Below are 23,615 nucleotides of genomic sequence, written 5' to 3'. Positions count from 1 at the left end.
GGGGCCGTGCTCTTCGACAAGATCGTCCGCCCCGCTCTCTACCGGGTCTCCGGCAGCGACCCCGAAACCGTGCACGAACGCACCATCGGCTCGCTCGCCACGCTGAGCCGGGTCTCCCCCGCGCTCGCCGCGCTCGGCCGCGTCTACCGGACGGACGATCCGGTCACCTTCCTCGGCCTGCGCTTCCCGAACCGGGTCGGGCTCGCCGCCGGGATGGACAAGAACGGCCGCGCGCTGCACGCGTGGCCCGCGCTCGGTTTCGGTTTCGTCGAGGTCGGCACGGTCACCCGGCATCCGCAGCCGGGCAACGACAAACCGCGGCTGTTCACCCTCGCCCAGACCGACGCGGTGATCAACCGGATGGGCTTCAACAACGAAGGCGCCGAAGCGCTCGCCGCCCGCCTCGCCGCGACCGGGAAGCCGCCGGTGCCGCTCGGCGTCAGCATCGGCAAGTCCAAGGTGACCCCGCTCGACGAAGCCGTCGAGGACTACCGCTTCTCGCTGCGGGCCTTGTACCCCTACGCCGACTACTTCGCGATCAACGTCAGCTCCCCGAACACCCCGGGGCTGCGCGCGCTGCAGGACAAGTCCGCGCTCGCCGAACTGCTCGCCGAGCTGCGCGAGACCTCGGCCGAGCTCGCCGGCGACGCGAAGCCGACGCCGGTGCTGGTGAAGGTCGCCCCCGACCTCACCGACGAAGCGCTCGCGGAACTGCTGGAGGTCTGCCTCGACCACGGGGTCGCCGGGCTGATCGCGACCAACACGACGCTGTCACGCGAGGGGATCGCCCCGCCCGAAGCCGCCGTCGGCGAGCAGGCGGGCGGATTGTCCGGCCGTCCGCTCACCGCGCGCTCGGTCGAGGTGGTGCGATTCGTGCACGACGAAACCGGCGGCAAGCTGCCGATCATCGGCGTCGGCGGGATCTTCGACGCCGGCGCCGCCGCACGGATGCTCGACGCCGGCGCCGGTCTCGTCCAGCTCTACACCGGTTTCGCCCTGCACGGTCCCGGTCTGGTCAAGCGGGTCGCCCGAGGTCTCGCGGCCCGGCCGTACTGACGAACCTGAGGTAGGCACGCCAGCACTGGTACCGCGTCAGCTCCGTCGCCGTCGCGGTGGCGGCCTGGTCGCACAGGACGGCCAGCGGCGTTTCCCCGTTCTCCAGCCGGATCCGGCCCAGGACGAACGGCGCGGGCAGCGTGGCGGCGAAGGCGCCGAGAGCGGCGGGCGAGAGCCGCCAGCGTTCACCCGAAAGCATCGTGTGCTCGCCCGTGGCGCTCACCGGCACCACCCCCGGCTGGGGCGGATCGGTGGGCAGCAACAACATCCGGTAGCCCTCGCCGGTCTGGACCAGCCCGGTGAACCGCGCCCCGGCGCGGACCAGGCTTCCGTTCAGGGGCTGTCCGCGCAGGTGCGCGCCGAACACCACGAGATCCGCACCCGGTGCGGGATAAGGGAAATCGGCCTGTTCGTCGGTGAGCACGGCGGCCAGGTCGATGGCGACCTGGTCGTCGAACGGCCGCACCACCACCGACACCCCGTACGGCCCGAGGTCCGACGGCGACGCCGGAACCGTGACGGCGGCGAGGTCGAGCAGGTTGACGAACGCCGTGAAGCGCTCCAGCCGCTTCGAGACACCGTCCGGATCGGACAACGCCTCTGAGACCTCGGGATGGTCCGCGACGGTCGGGAGCACGAGGGCGTCGTACTCGGACAGCATCCGGAGCGCGAGCATCCCGGCCTCGGCGACCCGGTGCCTGTCGGCGGTGAAGCCGTCGTCGTGGATCAGCTCGCCGACTTTCAGCAGTGCCGAGACCTCCACGGTCTCCACGAGAGCACCGGACGCCCTCAGCGCCGAAACCGCGCCGAGGAAGGCGGATCGGGACTGCAGCGAAAGACCGGTGAGCGTGTCGGAGCCCGGGATCGCCACCCGCGGCCGGTCGCCCGCCGACAGCCGGACGTCCGGCGCCCAGTCGCGGGCGAGCGGGTCGATCCCGTCGGGACCGGTCATCAGTCCCAGCGCGCGCTGCCCCAAGGTGAGACTGCGCGCGAACAGGGCGATCCCGCCGCACGGCGCGGCGCCGGTCTTCGGCACGAGACCCAGCGTCGGCTTCAGCCCGACGATCCCGTTGAGCGAAGCGGGAACGCGGCCCGCGCCCGCCGTGTCCGTGCCGACCGCGAGATCGACGAGGCCGAGCGCGACGGCGACGGCCGCGCCGCTGCTCGCGCTCCCGGAGACCCGGGCGGTGTTCAGCGCCGCGCTCACGGCGCCGTAGGGGCTGCGCGTGTGCTCGAGGTCGCTGCCGAACCGGTCGCAGTTGGTCTTGCCGATCACGACCGCCCCGGCCGCGGTGAGCCGGGACACCGAGGTGGCGCCGGTACAGCAGACGTCCTCGCCCGCCGTGGGAAAACCGGCGACGTCGACCACGTCCGCGACCGCCACCAAGGTGCCCGCGAGCGGCAGGGCGGCGCCCGCGCGCAGCCGTTCATCGACGGCTTTCGCGTCCACGAGGGCGTCTTCCACCGGGCGGAGGGTGATCCAGACGTCGGGGCGGTCGACTTCGGCTATCCGGTCGTAGGCGGCTATGACGCGCTGGTAGGAGCTGGGAGGCGGGACGGGGGTCGGCTCTGGTTCCGGGGGGAGCGTCGTCACTGGGCGTCCTTTCCTCGGTGGGGACGAGAAAGACCACTGCGCGAGATCCACTGTGTCCGGTCCGCCACCCTGGGACGCCCGCTCACGCGGGCTGGGTTCAGGCCCGGGCTGGGATGAGCACTGCGTGCATGTAGGAAACGTTAGGCATCGCGGGTTGCCGTCACCAGCGGATTCGGGTCACGCGAGCGTTTCGGTACCACACAGTGAGCAGGTCGTTACGCAATGGAGTATTAGCGACGACGAATGAGACGATGGTCCAGGAAAGCGCCTGCTCAGACCCTACCCGTTTCCGGAACTCGCGTGATCAGAAGGCGATCTCGCGTGATTGAACAGCGATCTCGCGTGATCAGACGGACATCACCGAGATCAGGAGAGTTCGCGCAGGGCCATCGCGAGGCCGGCGAGCTTGTCGGTCGCGTCGGAGAGGGATTCCTTGGACGACGTCATGCCGTCCGAGCTCGCGGCGACGGTGTGCCCGGCGGCCGCGACGAGACCGCCGTAGCCATCGAGACCGTCGTCGAGCTGGTCTCGCAGTTGCCTGATGGCGGCGTCGAGAGCGCCGCGTTCCCGCTCGGGCGCGGCGTCACGGCCGCGCTCGATGGCCTGGATCCGGCCAGCGAGGCCACGCAGGGCCTGTGCCGCCTCGGCGGCGGTGGTGCGAGCGTCCGCGACGGCGATCTCCGAGACCGGCATGGTGCCGAGCGACGTCGGCTGCGAAAGCTGGCGAAGCAGCTCCGCCAGCGAAGCCTCGCTCTCGGCGAGGCGCTCCATCGGCTCACGCGCGACCGACCGCGCCGGGGGCAGCGGCGGCGGAGCGGCGGGGGCGGCGGGCAGCACGGTGCGGTTGAGCGTCCGCAGCCGCAGGCCCGACTTGACCCCGAAAGTCCCGAAGATGACGGCGAAGGCGCCGCCCGCGATGGCCTGGAGGACGTCCGCCTCACCGTTCTTCAACAGGCCAGTGCCCGCGACGACCGCGAACAGTCCACAAAGGAAGGTGAGGAGGATCCAGAACGTCAGCGCCCGCGAGGCACGGCGTTTGCGTCGCTCCAGTTTGGCGGCGGGTTCGTTCCAGCGCGCCCATTTGGCCTTCGCGTCGGCCACGACCGGGATCTGCCCGGCGGCCATCGACGTCAGCTGCTGCGAGATCTTCGGCATGGCCGGCATCTGCGGCATCTGGGGGCGCGGCCGGGGCGGCGCCGGCCGAGCGGGCCGCGAGGAACCCTGCTCGGAGGGCGGGATGTAGCGCTGCAGCTTCTCCTGCGCGCGCTGGGCGTAGTCGGGCAGCTTTTCGATGTGCTTCTCAAGCTTGGCGGTGAACTCCCCGAAGTCCTTGCGCCTGCCCTGCCCCATGCCCTCTCCCCTGTCTTCTGGTGAGACCGGTCCCGTACCCGCGCGGGGTGCGGGACCGGCTCCAGTTGGTGTGTCAGGCGGGGTTCTTGCCCTGTTCGGCCTGAACCCGTGCCTGGATCTCACGCTGGATGTCCGCGGAGCTCGACCCCTTCGCCGGTGCGGCGGCGGTCTTGCCGTCGGTCACTTGGGCGACGGAGTCACCCTTCATGGACGCGCGGATCTGCTCCAGCCGCGAGTGCCCCGCGAGCTGCGTCGTGGAGGCCTGGACCTCCATCATCCGGCCCTGGACGGAGTTCTGTGCGAGTTCGGCCGAGCCCAGCGCGGTGGTGTAGCGCTTCTCGATCTTGTCGCGAACGTCTTCCAGCGACGGGGTGTTGCCCGGCGCGGCCAGCTGGCTCATCTGGTTCAGCGAAGCGGAGACCTGCTCCTGCATCTTCGCCTGCTCCAGCTGCGAGAGCAGCTTGGTGCGCTCGGCCAGCTTCTGCTGCAGCATGGTCGCGTTGCGCTCGACGGCCTTCTTCGCCTGCTCCGCAGCCTGAAGCGACTGGTCGTGCAGGGTCTTGAGGTCTTCGATGCTCTGCTCGGCGGTGACGAGCTGCGCGGCGAAGCTCTCCGCCGCGTTCTCGAACTCGGTCGCCTTCTGCTCGTCGCCCTTGGCACGCGCCTCGTCGGCGAGCACCAGCGCCTGGCGGGTCGAAGCCTGCAGCTTCTCCACGTCGCCGAGCTGGCGGTTCAGCTTCATCTCCAGCTGACGCTGGTTACCGATCACCGAGGCGGCCTGCTGGGTCAGCGCCTGGTGGTTGCGCTGCGCCTCCTCGATGGCCTGCTGGATCTGTACCTTCGGGTCGGCGTGCTCGTCGATCTTCGACGAGAACGCCGCCATCATGTACTTCCAGAACTTCACGAACGGGTTGGCCATCTCCTCCGCCTGCCTTCTCGCATCCCACGGGCTGTTACCTCGAGGTGGGGCGTCCCCTCTGTGATGTTGCAACGTCCCGACCCCGGCGTTGAGTTCCATCGTGTCAGGTCGGCGTCCCGCGTTCCAGGCGACCCCGACGGAATTCAGGGATCCCCCTGACTGTGACGTCCACGACCTTTCGGGTTCACCTGCCGGTGACGGTGGGTGAGAACGGCCGGAGTCAGCGCCCCAGGACGGTCTCCTGGTCCATGCGTGACAACTTCTCGGGGTTGCGCACCGCGTAGAGGCCGGTGACGAGACCGTCCTCGACACGCAGCGCGACGACCGTGTCGACCTCCCCGCAGAGCCGGAGTATCAGCGCGGGATGGCCGTTGACCTGCGCCGTGGCCATCGTCGCCGCCTCGTCGCGGGCCGGACGGCTCGCGGCCAGCAGCGGCGCGACCAGCGCGGCGCCGACCACGGGCTCCAGCACGGCCTGCACCACTCCGCCGCCGTCGCCGAGGAAGACGACGTCCGGGGACAGCACGTCGAGCAGTCCCTGCAGGTCACCGGTCCGGACCGCACGGTGGAACGCGTCGAGCACGTCCTTGGTCTCCCCGGGGGACGCGGCACCGCGCGGCCGCCGGGCGGCGACGTGCGCCCGCGCCCGGTGGGCGATCTGGTGGACCGCGGCCTGGGTCTTGCCGACGGCTTCGGCGATCTCGCCGTAGGGCACGTCGAACACCTCGCGCAGCACGAACACCGCGCGCTCGGTCGGCGTGAGCGTCTCCAGCACCAGCAGCATCGCCATCGAGACGCTGTCGGCCAGCTCGACGTCGTCGGCCACGTCTGGGCTGGTCAGCAGGGGTTCGGGCAGCCACGGACCGACGTAGGACTCCTTGCGACGGCCGAGCGTGCGCAGCCTCCCGAGGGCCTGCCTGGTGGTGACGCGGACCAGGTACGCCCGCGGGTTCTCCACGGTGCCGAGGTCGACGCCCGACCAGCGCAGCCACGTCTCCTGCAGGACGTCCTCCGCGTCGGCGGCCGAACCGAGCATCTCGTAGGCGACGGTGAACAGCAGGTTCCGGTGGGCGACGAACACCTCCGTGGCGGTGTCGGACATGGACTCGCTCCTGTTCTCGGCGACGGTTTCCCACCGGACGCCGCGTCCCCTCGATTTCTGACACCCCGGAGCCGTGGCGCTCGTCACGCCCCGCTCCTGTCAGCGCGGCCGGGCCGACGGCATCTGGTGGTCGTCCGGTTCGGCACACGACCACGAAAGAGGACGAGATCATGGATTCCCGTTTCGACCTGAACGGCACCGAGCTCGGCGCCAAGCTCGGCAAGCGCTTCGCGAACGTCAGTGTCGGCATCAAAGGTTCATCCCTGCCCAAGGTCACCCAGGAACTGGTGTCGTTGCGGGCCAGCCAGCTCAACGGCTGCGGGTTCTGCGTCGACGCCCACGCCAAGGACCTGGCGGCCGCCGGGGAACCCGCGGTCCGCGTCAACCTGGTCGCCGCCTGGCGCGAATCGACGGTGTTCACCGAAGCCGAGCAGGCCGCGCTGGCGCTCGCGGAGGAGGGCAGCCGGATCGTCGACGCGCACCAGGGCGTCTCCGACGAGACCTGGGCCCTGGTGCGGAAGCACTACGACGACGATCAGGTCGCCGCGCTGGTCTACCTGGTCGCGATGATCAACGCCGCCAACCGGCTGCTCGTGATCACGCACACCAAGGGTGGCTCCTACCAGGCGGGCACGTTCGACGCGAACTGACGCCGAAGAGGCCCCAGGCGGACTGCCTGGGGCCTCTCCCGTTCACGACCTTGGCTAGGCGGCGACCATCTTCGGTGCGGAGATCGTCGTCCGCAGCGCGGGGCTCATCCGCGGCGGCGGCGAGATCCGCAGGTCGGCCAGGTCGTTGCCGATCAGCTCGGACACCAGCCTGCCGCCTTCGAGCTCGCCCGCTTCGGCGCTTTCCCGCTCCGGAGCGCGCCTCTTGCCCGCTTCGACCTTCTCGGCCACCGGGGCGACCTCGACGTTGTCCATCGCCGAGACGTCCGCCGCGACCTTGTGCAGGAGTTCGCCCAGCGGAAGGTCCAGGGCCTCGCAAATGGACGCCAGCAGCTCGCTGGACGCCTCCTTCTGCCCGCGCTCGACCTCGGACAGGTATCCGAGGCTCACCCTGGCGGCGCGGGAGATGTCCCGCAGCGTTCGACGCTGGTTCGTGCGGGCGTGTCGGAGCCGGTCGCCGATCGCCTCGCGCAACAGCACGGTCATCACGCGCCTCCCTTCCAGGACTGACTACCCCCTACGTTACCCAGAGCGGTGCCCTGGGCGCAGGTGTTGACACGGCAATACGCCAAGGGCGAACGCGGCGATCATGCGAGATGTTCCCCCAGCAGGGCGAACGCGCCGGAGACGGCACCGGCCCTGACCGAGGCTCGATCACCGCTCAAGTCCAGCGTACGGACGGTGAGGACGTCCGGCCCGGCGAGACCGACGTGGACGACGCCGGGCGCGACCCCGTCCTGTCCGTCCGGACCCGCGACACCGGTCAGGCCGAGACCCCAGGTGGCGCCGCACCGCTCCCTCGCGCCGGCGGCCAGCTGCGCCGCGACCTCGGGATGCACGGCGCCATGCGCGGCGAGGAGGACTTCGTCGACCCCGGCCAGCTTCGCCTTGAGGTCGGTCGCGTAGACCACCAGCCCGCCTCGTACGACGGCACTCGATCCGGGGACCTCGGTCAGCGTCGCGCAGACCAGACCGGCGGTCAGCGACTCGGCCGTCGCCACCGTCTCCCCACGCCCGATCAGGTGAGTGATCAACGTCTCAGCATTCATGCGCCCGCGGCACGCCGTCCCGCCGCGCGCAGCCGGACCGCGCGTACGACGTAGTCGAGACCGGTCACGACGGTCAGTATCAGCGCGAGCCCCATCAGCACCCAGCGCACCGGCTCGGCCGACGCGGGCAGGGGCAGCAGGTACGCGGTGATGGCCGCGATCTGCGCGAGCGTCTTGGCCTTGCCGCCCCGGCTGGCCGGGATGACGCCGTGCCGGATCACCCAGAACCGCAGCAGCGTCACGCCGATCTCGCGGATCGCGATGACGATGGTGACCCACCAGCCCAGTTCGCCGAGCACGCTCAGCCCGATCAGCGCGGCGCCAATCAGCGCCTTGTCGGCGATCGGGTCGGCGATCTTGCCGAAGTCGGTGATCAGCCCGTACTTGCGCGCGACCCAGCCGTCGACCTGGTCGGTGAACGACGCGATCGCGAACAGCGCGGTGGCGATCGCGCGCCAGAACGTGTCCTCCCCGTCACCGGCGAACAGCGCCATCACGAACAGCGGCACCAGCACCAGCCGCGACATCGTGAGCAGGTTCGCCAGGTTCAGCGTCGGGACCGGGGTGGCCTCGGGTACCCGGGCGTGCTCGCCGCCCGTCCCCTCACCGGCCCCGGCGTCGCTCGGGGCGGCATTCACCGGTCGGCCTCGGGCGGCGCGGGCCGCACGATCAGGTCGACACCCTCGGAGTCGACGACCTCACAGCGGACGAAGTCGCCCACCGCGAGCTGAGGCAGGTCTTCGGTCTCGACGAGGACGCATTCGCCGTCGACCTCGGGGGCCTGGTGCGCGGCGCGGCCGATCGGGTCCTCGCCGTCCTCCGCCTGCTCGATCAGGACGTCGACGAAATCCCCGATGCGGTCCTCGGCGCGCTGCGACGTCAGCTCCTCGACCAGCGCGGAGATCCGCGCGACCCGCTCGGCCACCACGGACTCGTCGAGTTTGCCGTCGAAGGTCTCGGCCTCGGTGCCGTCCTCGTCGGAGTAACCGAAGACGCCCACCGCGTCGAGCCGCGCGCCGTTGAGGAAGCGCTCCAGCTCGGCGACGTCCTCTTCGGTCTCGCCGGGGAACCCGACGATGACGTTGGTGCGGATGCCGGCATTGGGCGAGTGCTCCCGGATCTGCTCGCACAGCGCGAGGAACGAGTCCGTGGAGCCGAAACGGCGCATGCGGCGCAGCACGGTCTCGCTGGAGTGCTGGAAGGACAGATCGAAGTAGTCGGCCACACCCGGGGTGGTCGCGATGGCCTTGACCAGGCCGGGGCGTGTCTCGGCGGGCTGCAGGTACGAGACGCGGACGCGTTCGATACCGGGCACCGCGGCCAGGCGCGGCACCAGCAGCTCCAGCGCGCGGGCGCCGTCGCGGCCGAAGTCCTTGCCGTAGGAGGTGGAGTTCTCCGAGACGAGGAAGACCTCCTTGACGCCGTTCTCCGCGAGCCACATCGCCTCGGCGACGATCTCGTCCGGCTGCCGCGACACGAAGGAGCCGCGGAAGGACGGGATCGCGCAGAACGAGCAGCGGCGGTCGCAGCCGGAAGCGATCTTCAGCGCGGCCACCGGGGAGGTGTCGAGCCTGGTCCGCAGCACGCGCGGGCCCCAGCCGTGCTGCGCGTGCCCGGGCACCTCGACCGACTCGGCGGCGGTCGGGCGCTGGACCGGGCTGATCGGCAGCAGCTTGCGGCGGTCGGACGGCGTGTGCGACTCGACCTTCCGGCCGGCCACGACGTCGTCGAGACGCTCGGCGAGGTCGGCGTAGTGATCGAAGCCCAGTACCGCGTCGGCCTCGGGCAGGCTCTCGGCCAGCTCGTTGCCGTAGCGCTCGGCCATGCAGCCGACGGCGACGACCTTCTTGCCGGTGTCGGACGCCGCGAGCAGCGTGTCGACGGAGTCCTTCTTCGCGGACTCGACGAAGCCGCAGGTGTTGACGACCACGACGTCGGAGTCCTCGGGCTCGGCGGCGAGCTCCCAGCCGCCCGCCGCCAGCCGTCCGGCGAGCTCCTCGGAATCGACCTCGTTGCGGGCGCAACCGAGGGTCAACAAGGAAACGCGACGGGTGGCGACAGGATCAGCGGTGGGAGAAGGCACGTGCCTTAGGGTAGCTGGCCTGTTCGCGGGGTCGGCGATCGCTCGCTCGGGCGAGCCCTCGACCGGGCCGGGCGCCGGGGATGGCTTAATGGTGGGCGTGCCCTCAGACCCTCTCCCGCACCGCCGCCCGACCGTCCGCCGGGCGCGGATCGCGGACGTCCGCAAGATCAAGGCGCTGGTCGACTCCGACGCCGGGACGGTGCTGCTGGAGAAGGAGCTCGTCACCCTCTACGAGAGCGTCCAGGAGTTCTGGGTGGTCGAGGACGGCGACGACGTACTCGGCTGCGGCGCGCTCCACGTGCTGTGGGAGGACATCGCGGAGCTGCGCACCATCGCGGTCGACAAGGACTCCCGCGGGCGCGGCATCGGGCACGCGCTGGTGGGGCAGCTGATCGGCTTCGCGCGCGAGATCGGGCTGAAGCGGCTGTTCGTGCTGACCTTCGAGACCCATTTCTTCGCAGGGCACGGCTTCGTCGAGATCGACGGGACGCCGGTGACCCAGGAGGTCTACGAGGAGATGCGACGCTCGGCGGATCCGGGTGTGGCGGAGTTCCTCGACCTGCCGTACGTGAAGCCGAACACCTTGGGCAACAGCCGGATGCTGCTGGAGCTTTAAGTGATGGGCGACGCTCCGCGGCCACTGCCCCCAATGTGGCATTGGGGACGTTGAGCGTCCCCAATGCCACATTGGGGACACCGGGACCTGCGGCCCAGCCCGACCGCGAACACGCGCCTTCCCCCACACAGCCGCCCTGATGATTCCGCGGCTGAGGGTTCCCAATGTCGCATTTGAGACGCTGGGCGTCCCTAATGCGACATTGGGAACCCTCAGCGGGCGCTTCAACCCTTCGCGGCGTGGCGCGCGACCCGCACCCGGTTGCCGCACAGCGACGGCGTGCACCACACCCGCCGGCTGTTGGCCGCCACGAACAGCATCGAGCAGTCATGCGCGCCGCATCGCCGCAGCTGAGCCGAGCGCGGCCCGGACACGAGATCGATCGCCGCGACCGCGACGGCGGCGAGGGCGATCTCCCCGCCGTCCTCGCCGTGCCAGCACGTCTCCGCTCCCCCGTCGATCAGCCGCGGACTGGTCGGGACGGCGGCCGCGGCCGCGTTCACCCGCTCCACCGCCCACGCCTCGGGCTCCCGCGCCGCCACGACCGCCTCCAGCAGTTCACGCACCGCCGAACGCAGCCGTCTCGTCTGCTCGGGCGAAGGCGCGTCGGCGCCTTCCGGCAGAGCCTGTGCCGACCAGAACTTCGCATGGCCGTCGTCGAGCAGGTCGATCGACGGCGAGACGGCCAGCATGACCGTGTCGGCGAGGTTCACCGCGAGATCGTCACCGGGAAGCGAGTCGAGATCGAGCATGCCTTGACACTATCAGGTACTAATGGTTCGAGACAGTTTTAACCATTAGGGAGTGCTCATGGCGACCATCCGGCACCGTTCCGTCAAGCTCGGCGACGTCGAGGTCTTCTATCGCGAAGCCGGCGACCCCGAGTCGCCCGTGTTGCTCCTGCTGCACGGCTACCCGACGTCTTCGCACCAGTTCGTGCGCCTGATGCGGCGTCTCGCCGGCCGGTGGCGGCTCGTCGCCCCGGACCTGCCGGGCTTCGGGCTGACCGTCACGCCCGAGGGCTTCACGTTCACCTTCGACCGGCTCGCGGAGGTCGTCGGCGAGTTCGTGGACGCGCTGGAGCTGCGGCGATACGCGCTCTACGTCTTCGATTTCGGCGCTCCGACGGGCCTGCGGCTGGCCGTCTCACGGCCCTCCCAGATCACGGCGCTGATCACGCAGAACGGCAACGCCTACGTCGAGGGGCTCGGCCCGGCGATGCCGGACTTCCCTTCCCTGACCGACGAAACCGACGCGCGGCGCGGCTTCGAGGCGATCCTCGAACCGGAACAGATCCGCTACCAGTACACCGGCGCCCGCGATCCGGAGGCCATCGATCCCTCGAACTACCTGCTGGACCAGTACTTCCTCGAACGCCCTGGCCGCGCGGAAGCGATGCTGGACCTGTTCTGGGACTACCGGAACAACCCGCCCGCGTACCCGAAGTTCCAGGCGTGGCTGCGCGAAGCCCAGCCGCCCGTGCTCGCGGTGTGGGGCCGCAACGACCCGTTCTTCGTCCCGGCGGGAGCCGAGGCTTTCCGGAAAGATGTTCCCTCGGCGGAGGTCCACCTCTTCGACACCGGGCATTTCGCGCTGGAGGAGGACCTCGAACCGATCAGCGATCTGATCGACCGCTTCCTGGCGAAGCATCTGTAGAAGGGCGGAATATGGACACCTCGGTCACCGACCACCTGCTGAGCACGACGCGGGCGGTCCGCCGCAAGCTCGACCTGGACCGGCCGGTGGAACCCGAGGTGCTCGACGCGTGCCTGCGGCTCGCGCTGCAGGCACCCACACCGGGCAACCAGCAGGCGTGGCGGTGGCTCGTCGTGCGGGATCAGGGCGTGAAGGACCGGCTGTCCGAGCTGTTCCGGCGGGTCGGGAAGGCGTACCTGGAGACGAACGCGGCGGCGTTGGGCGAGGCGATCACCGAGCCTTCCGTGGCGCGGGCGTTCGCGTCGGGACAGCACCTGATCGACGTGATCGACCGGGTGCCCGTATTCGTCATCCCGTGCCTGACCGGCAGGCCGAGCGGCGACAACGCGACCGACTCCGCGTTCTACGGCGGGATCTTCCCGGCGGTATGGAACTTCCAGCTGGCGCTGCGGTCACGCGGCCTCGGCTCGACGCTCACGACGTACCACCTGACCCACGAGGCGGAGGCGGCCGAAATCCTCGGCATCCCCGCCGACGTCACACAGGTCGGGCTGCTGCCGGTCGCCTACACGACGGTGCCGGACTTCAAACCCGCGGCGCGGGTGCCGCTGTCCGAAGTCGCGTATCTCGACGGCTGGGGCAACCCGCTTTAGGACAGCGCCTAGGCCTTGGACACCCGCAGGGTGACCTGGTCGCCCCCCGAACTCACGGCGACCAGGTCCACCCGGCAGGCGGCGAACTCGACGGCCTGCCTGCCACCCCGTCCGGTGGAAGCGAGGGCCGCCGTCGTCCGCTCGCCACGTCCCGGTTCGGCCAAGGTCAGCTCGACCACGGCCTCCCCTTCCCAGACGCAGACCATTCCCGCGGCGCAGCGGGAATCGGACACCAGGCGAGCGAAGCGGATGCTGACGTCCTTCGACGCGACCTCGGTCGTGTCACCGGTCTTGAGGACGACGGTCTCCCCCAGCTCGACGCTGTTCTGGGCGTCGCGGGCTGGCTGAGGCCGCTGGACCGGCGCGGCCTGGGCCTGCGCCGGTTGTTCGCGCGCGGCCGAGCTGCCGGCCCCGCAGGCGAGGCCGACCAGTGCGCAGAGGACGACGAGCAGCTTCTTGAGGTCCACGGGTCAAGGACGTAGCGGAGGCTCCGGTCCGTTGCACCGGTCTTCAGTTGATCTTTTCGACCAAGGCCCAGACGCCGGTGGACGGGTTCCGACCGTGCTCGAAGCCCAACTCGACGTTGTGCTTCTTCGCGCGCAGGACAGCAGCCTCGATCCCGCTCTCGTAGTCCGCGAACCGCAACGCCGACTTGCTGAAGCCTGGCACGTGCTTGACCAGGCGTTTCGCCACGTCCCCGTAGCAGGTCAACGGCGCCGAACAAGCCTCGAAATGAAGCAGCAACCAGAACTCGAAGCACGGATTCGAGATCGCCAGATTGATCCGGAGCCTGTCGGCCGTCGCCGCGGCCTTGTCGAGGTCGAACTCGTCGACGTCGACCACGCACCACACCTCGTCGTGCGTCCCCTCCGCACGATCGCGCATTCCCGCCGCGTACTTGACCACCATGTCCGGGTCGCCGCGCTTCGCCTTGATCTTGATGGTGACGGCCGGGTTACGCCGTGCCCGTTTGAGCCCCTCGAAATACGCGGGCTCCGTGGCCTCGGCACCGCAGACGACAAGGACGGAAGTTCGCTGTTCCCGGAACGCCGGCCGCCTTCGACCACTGTTCTCTCTGCGGGTCATCTGCCCAGCACTGCCTCGGCGAAGTCACCCAGCACCGGAACGGCCCCATAGCTACCGGCGAGATAGCGCCGTTCGGTGTTCTGGTCTTTGCGCGGCTTGAAGTCCGTGAGCGGGTAAAGCTCGCTTACTCCTTGAGCGTTCTTGTCGACGAACCAGATCTGGTCTCGTTCCAGCACGCTCTCTCCGAGCATGGTGCCCAGGAGAGTCGTGTCATGGGTGGTGAAGACGAGTTGTGCTCCGCGTCGATTGACGCCCTGATCACGGAACAAACCGATCAGCTCCGCCACGAGTTTGGGATGGAGGCTGGTGTCGATCTCGTCCACGACGAAGGCCCACCCGTTGTCCAGCACGGTCAGCACGGTCGGCAAGAGCCCGAGCCAATTGTTCGTCCCGGCCGATTCGTCGAACAGGCTGAAGGGCTCGGAACCCTGACCATGGTGGAGTCGTACCGAACGATGGTCGCTGCCCTTGTCCTGCCAGACGACCATGTCGGTGATCCCGGTGTCGGCGGCTCGCAGCAAGGCGATCAATCGCGCCCGGTTGTCCGGGTCCACGTCGATGAAATCGGTGACCTTTCGCTGCACTTCGAGCGGCTCCCACTGCTGATTCCTGAGCCACACCCGCAGCTCTTGTTTGAACCAGCGATAGACCGGGACCAGGGGGCCCAGCTGTAGCCGGTCGCAGACACTGAGCAAGAGCGCGTTCGGCTGGATCAACTCCTCCAGCACGGCGAATTTGCTTTTGAGGTCCGCGGTCGTGCTCCCGAATCGGACGCTGCCACCCTGCCGTTCGAAGATGACTCGCCGACGCTTCTCCGGATAGGTGTAGAGCCATTCCTCCACCACCCGGTCGGCCGTGGTCTCACCGTCGATCCGGAATCCGTAGGTGTGGCGGACGTCGTCGAGCATCAGTTCCACGACATAAGTCGACGGGCGCCTGCTGTCACCCGAGCCGAGCCGGAAGTGACTCTGATCGAGAAGACTCCAGTAACCCTCCACCAAGAACCTCATGGTGAAGAGACCGTCGAGCAGATTCGACTTTCCGGAGGCGTTCGCCCCGTAGATGGCCGCCACGGGAACCGCCGCGCGCTCGTCCCCCGGCATCGCGGGCATCAGGAGCAACTCCTGCTCGTCGCGAAAAGAGCGATGGTTGCCCAACCGGAAGCTTCGAAGCACCCTGATCACCTCCCTGACAAAGTTTCAGGCCGTTCTGTGTTAGTAAACCGCACAGAACGGCCTGAAGCATCATCCAGGGTCTGGTTCAGTCGTCGGAGACGTCGCCGCCGTTCGCGTCCCCGCCGCCGCGGATCATGAACAGCACCGACTCCAGCTCCTCCGGCTTGATCAGCACGTCTCGCGCCTTCGAGCCCTCCGAAGGACCGACGACCCCCCGGCTTTCCAGCAGGTCCATCAGGCGACCGGCCTTGGCGAAGCCGACCCGCAGCTTCCGCTGCAGCATCGACGTCGAACCGAACTGCGAGGTGACGATCAGCTCCGCGGCCTGCAGCAGCACGTCGAGGTCGTCGCCGATGTCGGAGTCGATTTCCTTCTTCTCGCCCGCCTTCGCCGCGGTGACGCCGTCGGTGTAGTCCGGCTGCGCCTGCTCCTTGGCGAAGTTCACCACCGCGGCGATCTCTTCGTCGCCGACGAACGCGCCCTGGATGCGCACCGGTTTCCCGGCGCCCATCGGCAGGTACAGCGCGTCACCCATACCGATGAGCTTCTCCGCGCCCGGCTGGTCGAGGATGACCCGCGAGTCGGTGAGCGACGACGTCGCGAACGCCAGCCGCGACGGCACGTTGGTCTTGATCAGGCCGGTCACGACGTCGACCGACGGGCGCTGGGTCGCCAGGACCAGGTGGATACCGGCGGCACGCGCCTTCTGGGTGATCCGGACGATCGCGTCCTCGACGTCGCGTGGCGCGGTCATCATCAGGTCGGCGAGCTCGTCGACGATCGCCATGATGTACGGGTACGGCGCGTACACGCGCTCGCTGCCCGGCGGCGCGGTGATCTCGCCCGAGCGCACCTTCTTGTTGTAGTCGTCGATGTGCCGGACCTTGTTGACCTGCATGTCCTGATACCGCTGCTCCATCTCCTCCACCAGCCAGGCCAGCGCGGCGGCGGCCTTCTTCGGCTGGGTGATGATGGGCGTGATCAGGTGCGGGATGCCCTCGTACGGGGTCAGCTCGACCATCTTCGGGTCGATCAGGATCATCCGGCACTCGTCCGGCGTCGACCGCGCGAGCAGCGACACCAGCATCGAGTTGACGAAGCTCGACTTACCGGAACCGGTGGACCCCGCCACCAGCAGGTGCGGCATCTTCGTCAGGTTCGCGGTGACGAAATGGCCTTCGATGTCCTTGCCGAGCCCGATGACCATCGGGTGGTTGTCCTTGACCGTCGACGGCGCGCGCAGCACGTCGCCGAGGCGCACCATCTCGCGGTCGGAGTTCGGCACCTCGATGCCGACCGCGGATTTGCCGGGGATCGGCGCCAGCAGCCGGACGTTGTCGGTCGCCACCGCGTAGGCGATGTTCTTGGTCAGCGCGGTGATCTTCTCGACCTTCACACCGGGGCCGAGTTCGACCTCGTACCGGGTGACCGTCGGCCCCCGCGTGAAGCCGGTGACCTGCGCGTCGACGTTGAACTGCTCCAGCACGCCGGTGATCGCCTCGATCATGGCGTCGTTGGCCTTGCTGCGGGACTTCGGCGCGTCGCCGAGCTTCAGCAGGTCCGGCGGCGGGAGCTTGTAGTCGCCCTCGACGGTCCTGGTGACCGACAGCGGAGCCTCGGCCTTCTTCGGCTTCTTCTCCTCGACAGGCTTAGGCGCTGCCTTCGGCGCACGCAGCGGCGTCGGCGCCTCGGCCAGCGCGGCTTCGATGTCGAGTTGCTCGCCCTCCTGGTCGCCCGAGGCCTGGCGGCGGCGCGACGGCTTCCGCAGGCGGACCGACTTCGGGTCGGCTTCGGTGACGGCGTCGCGTTCGTCGTGGATGGCCTGGCGTTCGGCCTCGGCCTCCTCGATCTCCTCGGGGTCGAGGCCCCAGTTGCGCAGGCGGTGCGGGATCTCCCGGACCGGGGTCCCGGTGAACACGAGCGTGCCGAACAGCAGCGCCAGCACCAGCAGCGGCACGGCGACCCAGGTGGTGACCCCCATGGTCAGCAGGCCGCCGGAGAACGCGCCGATCACGCCACCGGCGTACATCCGGCCGTCGTTGGTCTCGGGCAGCGCGGTGAAGATGTGCAGCAGGCCGAGTACCGCCAGGACCACCAGCAGGGTGCCGATGACCATCCGCGGCCGGGCTTCGGGCACCGGTTCCGACCGCATCAGCGCGACGGCCACCACGGTGAGCACCAGCGGGAGCGTCACCGCTCCGGCGCCGAGCAGCGAGCGGGCGCCGACCTCCACCCAGCCGCCGATCGGGCCGGCGGCCCGCCACCAGACGCCGAACGCGATCACCAGCGCCAGCGCGATGAGACCGAGGGCGAGACCGTCGCGTCGGTGCTCGGGTTCCAGTTCGCGGCCGCGGCCGACCGTCCGCGCGAGGGTGCCGAGGCCCTTCGCGAGCAGATTCCAGGTGCCGCGCACGCCCTTGGCGAACGTGCCGGACGAGCGCTTCCGTGGCGCCGGACGCCGTGGAGCAGGCTTCCTCGCAGCCGTTGACCTGGGCTTCGCCGGGGTACGCGGCTTGCGCGCCGGCCCCTTGCTGCCGCCGCTTCGCGCCGTACTCCGCTTCCTGGTCGTCGACCCGCTAGCCATGTCTCCACGGTAACCGCCTCGACCCTCCAGCCCCGGCCGCCACTCGGAGCACATCCGGAACATTCGTCTCAGGTCACAGCTTGAGCGGCCATCCGGGTGAAAAGCGGTTCATGACATGCTCTGCCCCATGTTCGCGCTGCATCAGGAGGAGAATTCGGCTCGCCGCGCCCCGGCCATCTGGCGCACGATGCTGAACATCGACCGGGGGCTGGTCAACTTCGTCGGCAAACTGACCGTCACCGGCGGTGTTTCGGCGGAACTGCGACGACGGCCCCTGCTCATGACGGCCAACCACATCGGCGTGTTCGACGCGTTCGTGCTGATGGCGGCCTGCAAACGGATCGGCATCAACCCGCGGTTCATGCTGGCGGGCGGCATCCTCGACGCGCCGGTCATCGGCCCGGCGCTGCGGGTGAGCGGTCACCTGCGGGTCGACCGCAAACAGGCGTCGACGGCCATCGGTCAGTTCGCCGAGGCCACCGAGGCGCTGCGGACCACCCGCGACCCGCTGATCGTCTACCCCGAGGGGCGGATCAGCCACGATCCGGGCCTGTGGCCGGAGCGCGGCAAGACCGGCGCGGCGCGGCTCGCGCTGGCCGCCGGGGTGCCGGTGATCCCGATCAGCCAGTGGGGCGCGCACGAAGCCGTCTATTGGGGGACGGAGACCGTCAACGGACCCGCCGATCTGGTGCCGCTCGCCAAGTCCGGGCTGAGCGCGCCCGTGCGGCGGCCGCGGTTCAAGGTGCACTTCGGCGAGCCGGTGGACCTGTCGGAGGTCGAACCGGAGCGGCCGGGCGCCGGCGTCCGCGCGCACGCCAAGATCATGCAGGCGATCACCGACGGCCTGGTCCCGCTGCGCCGCGACGAACTGGACAAGCCCCGGTTCCACGATCCGACGCGGCCGACGGACACCGTCAGCCCCTGGAAGAAGCACTGAGTTCCGGATCCTGAGACGGGGGCTCACGCTCGCCTAAGGTCGGCGGACGTGAGCACCCGCATCCTCGTCGTCTACTACAGCGCGACCGGCAACACCGCGAAACTGGCGTCGGCGCTGGCCGACGGCGCCCGCGAGGCCGAAGCCGACGTCCGCATCCGCACGGTTCCCGAGACTGCCCCGCCCGGCGCGGTGGCGAGCAATCCGCGCTGGCAGGCGTGGGTGGACGCGGGGCCGCACCACGAGACGGCGACGCTGGAAGACCTGGAATGGGCCGACGGTTTCGCGGCGGGCAGCCCGACCCGGTTCGGCGGCCCCGCCGCGCAACTGAAGTCCTTTTTGGACAGTACCGGTGGCCTATGGGCCAAGGGAAAGCTCGTGAACAAGGTCGTGACGTCGTTCACCACCGCGTCCACCGCGCACGGCGGGCTCGAATCGACCGTGCTGGCGACGAACAACATCTTCTACCACTGGGGCGCCATCATCCTGCCGCTCGGCTACACCGACCCTCACCTGCTCGAATCGGGCAATCCGTACGGCGGCTCGTTCGTGTCGCGCAAGTCCGCCGAACCCGACGACCTCGCCCTCGACGCCCTCCGTCTGCAGGGGCGGCGGCTCGCCACCGTCTCGCGCTACATCGCCGACGGGCTTTTCAAGGACGGGTGAAGGGAACCGCGAGTCCGTCTCCCGCGTCGTAGGGTGGTCACACAGCGTCACGCTACGGGGAGGAAGCGGGATGACCGGCGGGTACGAGGTGGCTCTGGGGGCGATCGGCGCGGCGTCAAGCGCGGCGAGAAGGGCTTCGGCCGGCGTCGGGAAAGTGGACCTCGCGGCCACGCTCGCCGGTGTCGCGGCCGGTTTGCCGGGTGGCGTCTCCGGGGAAGCGGCCCGGCTGCTCGCGGACGCCTGGGGCCGCGCGGTGCCCGGGTGGGCCGGGAACACCGCGGACTACGCCGAACGGCTCGACGAGGCGGCCGCCCGCTACCGCGCCAACGAGCTGGCGGCGTCACGGGAACTCCCCGTCTGATGCTCACCTGGGGAGACGTACGCCGGTGGGATCCGGCCGCGATCGGCGAGGTCGCCGACGCGCTCAACGACGGGTGCACCCGGATCATCGCCGCGAACGACGACGTCGAAGCCATGGCGCGCTTCACGGGCTGGACCGGCGACGCGGCCATCGCCGCGACGACGCGGGGCGAATCGCTGACGTCGACCTTGGAGGGGCTCGTCGCGCAGGCCTCCGCGGTCCGGCGGGGCGCGCACGAGGTGCAGATCGCGCTGGACCGGATCGTCGCGTTCGTGCGGGAGACCGACGAACTGGCCCACCGGAACGGCCTGGCCATCGGTGCCGGTGGCGAGATCACGCCCGCGGGTGTTCCGTCGCCCGACCAGCCTCGCGTGCTGGCGGAACTGACGGACAGGGTCGAACAGGGCCTGCGCCGCGCGACCGACGTCGACGCCGATTTCGCCGAGATCCTGCGCCGCGCGCTGCGGGGCGAGATCACCGAACAGGGTGGCGGCACGCTCGCCCAAGCGGCCGACGCCGGAGCCGCGCAAAGCGGCCTGTCGATCATCGGCCCGCCGGAGAACGGCACCCCCGGTGACAACAAGGCGTGGTGGGCGAGCCTGTCGGACACGGCGAAAGTCGCTCTGCTGCAAGGAAATCCGGGACTCGTCGGGAATCTCGACGGCATCCCGGCGGCCGACCGCGACGCCGCCAACCGCGCCGTCCTCGCCCGCGAGATCGCGCGGCTCCAGGGCGATCCGAAACTCAAAGGCCTCGAAGCCATCCAACAGCGGCTGGACCGGTCGGACCCGCAGGCGTTCCTGCTGGGATTGGACACCGGCGGCGATGGGAAGGCGATCGTTTCCGCGGGGAACCCCGACACCGCGGTGAACGTGGCGACGTACGTGCCGGGGACGGGATCGGAGTTGTCGAAAATCGGCGGCGACCTCAACCGGTCCGACAAGATGTGGGCCGCGGCGACCACGTCGGGCTCCCCCTCGACCGCCGTGATCACCTGGCTCGGCTACGACGCGCCGAACGAGATCACCGACGCCGCGAGCGCCGAGTACGCCGACGGCGGCAAGGCGGCGCTCGCGCAATTCCAAGACGGGCTAAGGGAAACGCATCAAGGCGCACCCTCGCACAACACGGTGATGGGGCACAGCTACGGCACCACCGTCGTCGGGCACGCGGCCGTCGACGGCGGTCTCGCCGCGGACGAACTCGTCTTCGTGGCGAGCCCCGGCGTCGGCGCGCACGACGTGAGCGAACTGCGTCTCGACGGGGTGAATCAGGACGAGATCGGGAAGCACGTGCACGCGACGGTGGCCGAGCACGACATGATCAACCTGGCGAACCTCGAGATCGCCGGGTACGACCCGATCCTCGGCCAGGACCCGGCCGACGCGGACTTCGGCGGGCAGGTCTTCACGTCGGCGCCGGGTACGGACGGATGGGGCGGGTACAGCAAGGAAGCGCACAGCGAATACTGGGAAGACAACAACCCGTCGTTGAACAATCTCGGCCAGATCATCGCCGGGAAACCGACGACGTGAACCGGGCCTTCACATTCATCCTCGCCTCGCTGATGTTCTCGGCGGCCTGTTCCCCTGGAGGTGGGGACGACATGGAATCGACGATCACCGAACAGCAGGCTCGCGACAAGGTCGAGCAGTACATCCAAGGCGCGCTGTCGGCGTTGCCCGCCGGTGCTGAGTTGAAGCCGTTCACGCGGAACCGCTCCGAATGCACGGACCCGACCGACAAAGGCCCGCTGGGCCGCTTCGAGATCTCCGCGACCTACGAGATCATCGGCCTGGACTCCGCGCGGTTCGCCGAGCATTTCACGGCGATCACCCAGTGGTGGGAGTCGCACGCGTTCGAGATCCTGACCGACTCCCGGCCGACGGATCAGTACGTCTTCGCCCGCAACACCGGCGATGCCTTCGACATGTCGATCAAGGCGAACGACCTCGGCAAGTTCTACGTCGGCGCCACCTCCCCCTGCGTCTGGCCGAACGGCACCCCCGAACCGCAGGCCCTCGAAGCCACCGAGCCCGAGCAACCGGTCGCCGCTCCCCCGGAGCCGGAACCGGAGCCGGAACCGGTGCGCAAACCGCGTCGCGCTCCGGTCGACGACGAGGACTTCGCCCAGACGAACTGGACCGACGGCGGCACCTCCTTCTGACCCCTCGCCGTAAGTACATGAAAGCCCCCTTCCTTGCGCTAGACGCAGTGAAGGGGGCCTTCATGTACTTGGGGAAGGTGTGAAGGTCGAGTTCCCTCGGCTGAGCCTAGGGAAGGGGCCCTTCACGCGCATCTGCTGTGACCGCTGGGGCTGGTGGTGTCGCGGGGCCGCAGGTGGCGATCGTGTGGTCGCCATCCGCGGCCAGGACCGCTCGTGAGCGGCGAGGACGGTTCTAACCGTCCTCAACACTCACGAGGGCGACCCGAAGACCAGCCGTTGGGAAAACGGGTCGCCCCGCAGTCACCCGGCCTCTACCCTCCGGCCGTGACCGCCGAACTCGCCGCCGCCCCCAGCCAGCACGTCGCGCATCGCGGCCGGGGCATCACGCTGATCCTGCTCGCCGCGCTCTTCTTCGGCACGTCGGGTGTGCTGGGCAAACCGGCGATGCAGGCCGGGTTGTCGCCGGAGCAGGTCGCGGCGATCCGCATCGGGCTGTCGGCGATCGTGTTGCTCGCGCTGGTCGCCGTCTTCCGGCCGAAGCTCCTCAAAGTCACGAAGAACGAGTGGCCGCTGCTGCTCGCGTACGGCTCGCTCGGTGTCGCGGGCGTCCAGCTCATGTACTTCCTCTCGGCGGGCCGGATCCCGGTCGGGATCGCGATCCTGCTCGAGTTCACCTCGCCGGTGCTGATCGCGCTGTGGGTGCGGTTCGTGCGCCGGGTGCGGCTGCCGCGGGCGATGTGGGCGGGGATAGCGCTGGCGATGACGGGGCTCGTGCTGGTCGCGCAGGTCTGGGAGGGGCTCAGCCTGGACGTCCTCGGGTTGCTCGCCGGGCTCGGCGCCGCCGTCTGTTCGGCGGGCTACTTCCTCCTCGGCGAGCGGGGTGTCGCGGACCGCGATCCGCTCGGCATGGTCACCTGGGGGATGACGATCGGCGCGGTACTGGTGTGCGCGGTCGCCCCGCCGTGGACGATCCCGTGGGGTGTCCTCGACACGCCGACGACGTTCGGGCCGTGGGAGCCGCCGGTGTGGTCGTTGCTGATCGCGCTGGTGCTGATCGCGACCGTCCTCGCCTACGCGACGGGGATGGCGGCGCTCCGTCATCTCCCGGCGTCGGTGGCGAGCGTCGTCGGGCTGGTCGAGCCGCTGATCGCCGCCGCCGCGGCCTGGCTGCTGCTGGGCGAGGCGCTCAGCTGGATTCAGGCCGCCGGCGCGGTGGTGCTGCTGACCGGCGCCTACATCGTCCAGCTGAATTCGAACGTGGTCCAGACGGACTCAACCCTGCTGGAAGCCCCGTAGGTCGCCGATCTCCTGCTGCTGCGAACGCGAAGTCGTCGCGGCGAGATCGCGGGCGTCGGGGTTGCGGCCGTGCTGGGTCTCGGCGTCGGCGATGCGGACGCCCGCCTCGCGCTGGCGCAGCAACCGCGTGACGAACTGGCGGTCGAAGTCCTTTCCGGACAGTCCGGCCAGTTCCGCCATGTCGCCGGGACTGACGTACCCGTCGCGCTGGACGTGTTCGAGGTTCGGGTCGTCGGGCGCGGGCTGGCCCCACGCTTCGATGAGCCCGGAGAGCCGCGCGATCTCCGGTTCGTGCGTGTCGATGATCCGCTTCGCGAGCACCTTCAGCTGATCGTTCGCCGCGCGGGTTTCCGCCAGGGAAGCCAGATCCATGCCCTGCTGGTGGTGCGCGAGGGCCTGCCGCGCGAAGGCGACGTCGGCGTCGTTGAACGGGACGGCGGCCTGCTGTGCCACCGGCGACGACCCGGGCGGCGCCGTCTGCGACTGGGGCGCCGCGTCCGAGCAGCCCGCGAGCGCGACGGCGGCCAGGGCGACGGCGGGCAGGAACCGGAGGACGGCGTGCGGCATCGAAGAGCTCCTCGGAACGCGCGGTGGAGTGCC

25 protein-coding genes are annotated in these 23,615 nt (G+C 69.6%); 11 read left to right on the top strand and 14 right to left on the bottom strand.

Features of this window, described 5'->3' with window-relative positions; genetic code table 11:
* Positions 1-6 precede the first annotated feature (6 nt).
* Complete coding sequence (locus ACSMFO_RS32015; RefSeq protein WP_436461570.1) at positions 7-1,056, top strand: quinone-dependent dihydroorotate dehydrogenase; 1,050 nt, start codon at positions 7-9, stop codon at positions 1,054-1,056.
* Here the strand turns inward: ACSMFO_RS32015 and ACSMFO_RS32010 are convergent.
* The 4 genes from ACSMFO_RS32010 to ACSMFO_RS31995 all read right to left on the bottom strand — a co-directional run bounded on the left by ACSMFO_RS32010 (position 1,016) and on the right by ACSMFO_RS31995 (position 6,021).
* Positions 1,016-2,650: an amidase family protein gene (locus ACSMFO_RS32010; protein WP_436461569.1), complete on the bottom strand. Its 1,635-nt coding sequence runs from the start codon at positions 2,648-2,650 to the stop codon at positions 1,016-1,018. The genes ACSMFO_RS32015 and ACSMFO_RS32010 overlap by 41 nt on opposite strands.
* A gap of 366 nt (positions 2,651-3,016) precedes the next feature.
* Positions 3,017-4,000 carry a phage shock envelope stress response protein PspM gene (gene pspM / locus ACSMFO_RS32005; RefSeq protein ID WP_436461568.1) on the bottom strand — a complete coding sequence of 328 codons (984 nt, stop codon included), beginning with the start codon at positions 3,998-4,000 and terminating at the stop codon, positions 3,017-3,019.
* 73 nt (positions 4,001-4,073) lie between these two features.
* Positions 4,074-4,919 carry a PspA/IM30 family protein gene (locus ACSMFO_RS32000; protein WP_126737591.1) on the bottom strand — a complete coding sequence of 282 codons (846 nt, stop codon included), beginning with the start codon at positions 4,917-4,919 and terminating at the stop codon, positions 4,074-4,076.
* A 220-nt stretch (positions 4,920-5,139) separates the two neighbouring features.
* A complete protein-coding gene (locus ACSMFO_RS31995) occupies positions 5,140-6,021 on the bottom strand; it encodes an RNA polymerase sigma-70 factor (protein WP_436461567.1) in 882 nt (293 codons plus the stop codon).
* A 170-nt stretch (positions 6,022-6,191) separates the two neighbouring features.
* Between ACSMFO_RS31995 and ACSMFO_RS31990 the strand changes: the two genes are divergently transcribed.
* Entirely contained in the window at positions 6,192-6,671 is a 480-nt protein-coding gene (locus ACSMFO_RS31990; protein WP_038516488.1) for a carboxymuconolactone decarboxylase family protein, read from the top strand.
* 54 nt (positions 6,672-6,725) lie between these two features.
* On the opposite strand, the gene ACSMFO_RS31985 is transcribed toward ACSMFO_RS31990, so the two are convergent.
* The 4 genes from ACSMFO_RS31985 to rimO all read right to left on the bottom strand — a co-directional run bounded on the left by ACSMFO_RS31985 (position 6,726) and on the right by rimO (position 9,821).
* Positions 6,726-7,175, bottom strand: coding sequence for a helix-turn-helix domain-containing protein (locus tag ACSMFO_RS31985; RefSeq protein ID WP_038516491.1), 450 nt, complete (start codon positions 7,173-7,175; stop codon positions 6,726-6,728).
* Positions 7,176-7,276: 101 nt separating this feature from the next.
* Complete coding sequence (locus tag ACSMFO_RS31980) at positions 7,277-7,738, bottom strand: CinA family protein (protein ID WP_436461566.1); 462 nt, start codon at positions 7,736-7,738, stop codon at positions 7,277-7,279.
* The gene (pgsA, locus tag ACSMFO_RS31975) at positions 7,735-8,376 is read right to left on the bottom strand and encodes a CDP-diacylglycerol--glycerol-3-phosphate 3-phosphatidyltransferase (RefSeq protein ID WP_436461565.1); all 642 of its coding nucleotides are present in this window, start codon (positions 8,374-8,376) and stop codon (positions 7,735-7,737) included. Before pgsA ends, ACSMFO_RS31980 begins: the two co-directional genes overlap by 4 nt.
* Positions 8,373-9,821: a 30S ribosomal protein S12 methylthiotransferase RimO gene (gene rimO, locus ACSMFO_RS31970; protein WP_436461564.1), complete on the bottom strand. Its 1,449-nt coding sequence runs from the start codon at positions 9,819-9,821 to the stop codon at positions 8,373-8,375. Before rimO ends, pgsA begins: the two co-directional genes overlap by 4 nt.
* A gap of 88 nt (positions 9,822-9,909) precedes the next feature.
* On the opposite strand from rimO, the gene ACSMFO_RS31965 reads away from it, so the two are divergent.
* Complete coding sequence (locus tag ACSMFO_RS31965; protein WP_436461563.1) at positions 9,910-10,437, top strand: amino-acid N-acetyltransferase; 528 nt, start codon at positions 9,910-9,912, stop codon at positions 10,435-10,437.
* A 224-nt stretch (positions 10,438-10,661) separates the two neighbouring features.
* On the opposite strand, the gene ACSMFO_RS31960 is transcribed toward ACSMFO_RS31965, so the two are convergent.
* Positions 10,662-11,189: a CGNR zinc finger domain-containing protein gene (locus ACSMFO_RS31960; RefSeq protein WP_436461562.1), complete on the bottom strand. Its 528-nt coding sequence runs from the start codon at positions 11,187-11,189 to the stop codon at positions 10,662-10,664.
* A 58-nt stretch (positions 11,190-11,247) separates the two neighbouring features.
* On the opposite strand from ACSMFO_RS31960, the gene ACSMFO_RS31955 reads away from it, so the two are divergent.
* Both ACSMFO_RS31955 and ACSMFO_RS31950 read left to right on the top strand, forming a co-directional pair.
* A complete protein-coding gene (locus ACSMFO_RS31955; RefSeq protein ID WP_436461561.1) occupies positions 11,248-12,093 on the top strand; it encodes an alpha/beta fold hydrolase in 846 nt (281 codons plus the stop codon).
* A gap of 11 nt (positions 12,094-12,104) precedes the next feature.
* A complete protein-coding gene (locus tag ACSMFO_RS31950; RefSeq protein ID WP_436461560.1) occupies positions 12,105-12,746 on the top strand; it encodes a nitroreductase family protein in 642 nt (213 codons plus the stop codon).
* Positions 12,747-12,754: 8 nt separating this feature from the next.
* On the opposite strand, the gene ACSMFO_RS31945 is transcribed toward ACSMFO_RS31950, so the two are convergent.
* From ACSMFO_RS31945 to ACSMFO_RS31930, 4 genes are all read right to left on the bottom strand, one after another.
* Positions 12,755-13,213 carry a hypothetical protein gene (locus tag ACSMFO_RS31945; RefSeq protein WP_378416720.1) on the bottom strand — a complete coding sequence of 153 codons (459 nt, stop codon included), beginning with the start codon at positions 13,211-13,213 and terminating at the stop codon, positions 12,755-12,757.
* A gap of 43 nt (positions 13,214-13,256) precedes the next feature.
* Positions 13,257-13,832 (bottom strand): RloB family protein, encoded by a 576-nt coding sequence (locus tag ACSMFO_RS31940; protein ID WP_436461559.1) that lies wholly within the window; start codon positions 13,830-13,832, stop codon positions 13,257-13,259.
* Positions 13,829-15,007 (bottom strand): AAA family ATPase, encoded by a 1,179-nt coding sequence (locus ACSMFO_RS31935; protein ID WP_436461558.1) that lies wholly within the window; start codon positions 15,005-15,007, stop codon positions 13,829-13,831. Before ACSMFO_RS31935 ends, ACSMFO_RS31940 begins: the two co-directional genes overlap by 4 nt.
* 85 nt (positions 15,008-15,092) lie before the next feature.
* Complete coding sequence (locus ACSMFO_RS31930; protein WP_436461557.1) at positions 15,093-17,420, bottom strand: DNA translocase FtsK; 2,328 nt, start codon at positions 17,418-17,420, stop codon at positions 15,093-15,095.
* A gap of 298 nt (positions 17,421-17,718) precedes the next feature.
* Here ACSMFO_RS31930 and ACSMFO_RS31925 point away from each other — a divergent pair, with 298 nt between their 5' ends.
* From ACSMFO_RS31925 to ACSMFO_RS31900, 6 genes are all read left to right on the top strand, one after another.
* The gene (locus tag ACSMFO_RS31925) at positions 17,719-18,528 is read left to right on the top strand and encodes a lysophospholipid acyltransferase family protein (protein WP_436461556.1); all 810 of its coding nucleotides are present in this window, start codon (positions 17,719-17,721) and stop codon (positions 18,526-18,528) included.
* Between the two features lie 48 nt (positions 18,529-18,576).
* Positions 18,577-19,191 (top strand): NAD(P)H:quinone oxidoreductase, encoded by a 615-nt coding sequence (gene wrbA / locus ACSMFO_RS31920; RefSeq protein WP_436461555.1) that lies wholly within the window; start codon positions 18,577-18,579, stop codon positions 19,189-19,191.
* 70 nt (positions 19,192-19,261) lie between these two features.
* A complete protein-coding gene (locus ACSMFO_RS31915) occupies positions 19,262-19,552 on the top strand; it encodes a hypothetical protein (protein ID WP_436461554.1) in 291 nt (96 codons plus the stop codon).
* Entirely contained in the window at positions 19,552-21,087 is a 1,536-nt protein-coding gene (locus tag ACSMFO_RS31910) for an alpha/beta hydrolase (RefSeq protein ID WP_436461553.1), read from the top strand. Before ACSMFO_RS31915 ends, ACSMFO_RS31910 begins: the two co-directional genes overlap by 1 nt.
* Before the next feature lie 71 nt (positions 21,088-21,158).
* On the top strand, positions 21,159-21,719 hold the full coding sequence (locus tag ACSMFO_RS31905; RefSeq protein WP_436461552.1) for a hypothetical protein: 561 nt from the start codon (positions 21,159-21,161) through the stop codon (positions 21,717-21,719).
* 324 nt (positions 21,720-22,043) lie between these two features.
* Positions 22,044-23,015, top strand: a complete 972-nt coding sequence (locus ACSMFO_RS31900; RefSeq protein ID WP_436461551.1) for an EamA family transporter — start codon at positions 22,044-22,046, stop codon at positions 23,013-23,015.
* Here the strand turns inward: ACSMFO_RS31900 and ACSMFO_RS31895 are convergent.
* Complete coding sequence (locus tag ACSMFO_RS31895; protein WP_436461550.1) at positions 22,992-23,582, bottom strand: DUF305 domain-containing protein; 591 nt, start codon at positions 23,580-23,582, stop codon at positions 22,992-22,994. The genes ACSMFO_RS31900 and ACSMFO_RS31895 overlap by 24 nt on opposite strands.
* Between the last annotated feature and the right edge of the window lie 33 nt (positions 23,583-23,615).

The sequence above is a fragment of the Amycolatopsis sp. w19 genome (assembly GCF_051373225.1).
In the GTDB taxonomy this organism is placed as follows: Bacteria; Actinomycetota; Actinomycetes; order Mycobacteriales; family Pseudonocardiaceae; genus Amycolatopsis; species Amycolatopsis japonica.
Note: the sequence above shows the minus strand (reverse complement) of the source record. Positions and strands in the feature narration are given on the sequence as shown.

What these genes read in the sequence shown, in the direction of transcription:
- pspM (WP_436461568.1), bottom strand. Translation starts at nt 4,000, where the DNA reads ATGGGGCAGGGCAGGCGCAAGGACTTCGGGGAGTTCACCGCCAAGCTT.
- ACSMFO_RS32000 (WP_126737591.1), bottom strand. Translation starts at nt 4,919, where the DNA reads ATGGCCAACCCGTTCGTGAAGTTCTGGAAGTACATGATGGCGGCGTTC.
- ACSMFO_RS31995 (WP_436461567.1), bottom strand. Translation starts at nt 6,021, where the DNA reads ATGTCCGACACCGCCACGGAGGTGTTCGTCGCCCACCGGAACCTGCTG.
- ACSMFO_RS31990 (WP_038516488.1), top strand. Translation starts at nt 6,192, where the DNA reads ATGGATTCCCGTTTCGACCTGAACGGCACCGAGCTCGGCGCCAAGCTC.
- ACSMFO_RS31985 (WP_038516491.1), bottom strand. Translation starts at nt 7,175, where the DNA reads ATGACCGTGCTGTTGCGCGAGGCGATCGGCGACCGGCTCCGACACGCC.
- ACSMFO_RS31980 (WP_436461566.1), bottom strand. Translation starts at nt 7,738, where the DNA reads ATGAATGCTGAGACGTTGATCACTCACCTGATCGGGCGTGGGGAGACG.
- ACSMFO_RS31965 (WP_436461563.1), top strand. Translation starts at nt 9,910, where the DNA reads ATGGTGGGCGTGCCCTCAGACCCTCTCCCGCACCGCCGCCCGACCGTC.
- ACSMFO_RS31960 (WP_436461562.1), bottom strand. Translation starts at nt 11,189, where the DNA reads ATGCTCGATCTCGACTCGCTTCCCGGTGACGATCTCGCGGTGAACCTC.
- ACSMFO_RS31955 (WP_436461561.1), top strand. Translation starts at nt 11,248, where the DNA reads ATGGCGACCATCCGGCACCGTTCCGTCAAGCTCGGCGACGTCGAGGTC.
- ACSMFO_RS31950 (WP_436461560.1), top strand. Translation starts at nt 12,105, where the DNA reads ATGGACACCTCGGTCACCGACCACCTGCTGAGCACGACGCGGGCGGTC.
- ACSMFO_RS31940 (WP_436461559.1), bottom strand. Translation starts at nt 13,832, where the DNA reads ATGACCCGCAGAGAGAACAGTGGTCGAAGGCGGCCGGCGTTCCGGGAA.
- ACSMFO_RS31925 (WP_436461556.1), top strand. Translation starts at nt 17,719, where the DNA reads ATGTTCGCGCTGCATCAGGAGGAGAATTCGGCTCGCCGCGCCCCGGCC.
- ACSMFO_RS31915 (WP_436461554.1), top strand. Translation starts at nt 19,262, where the DNA reads ATGACCGGCGGGTACGAGGTGGCTCTGGGGGCGATCGGCGCGGCGTCA.
- ACSMFO_RS31910 (WP_436461553.1), top strand. Translation starts at nt 19,552, where the DNA reads ATGCTCACCTGGGGAGACGTACGCCGGTGGGATCCGGCCGCGATCGGC.
- ACSMFO_RS31905 (WP_436461552.1), top strand. Translation starts at nt 21,159, where the DNA reads ATGGAATCGACGATCACCGAACAGCAGGCTCGCGACAAGGTCGAGCAG.
- ACSMFO_RS31895 (WP_436461550.1), bottom strand. Translation starts at nt 23,582, where the DNA reads ATGCCGCACGCCGTCCTCCGGTTCCTGCCCGCCGTCGCCCTGGCCGCC.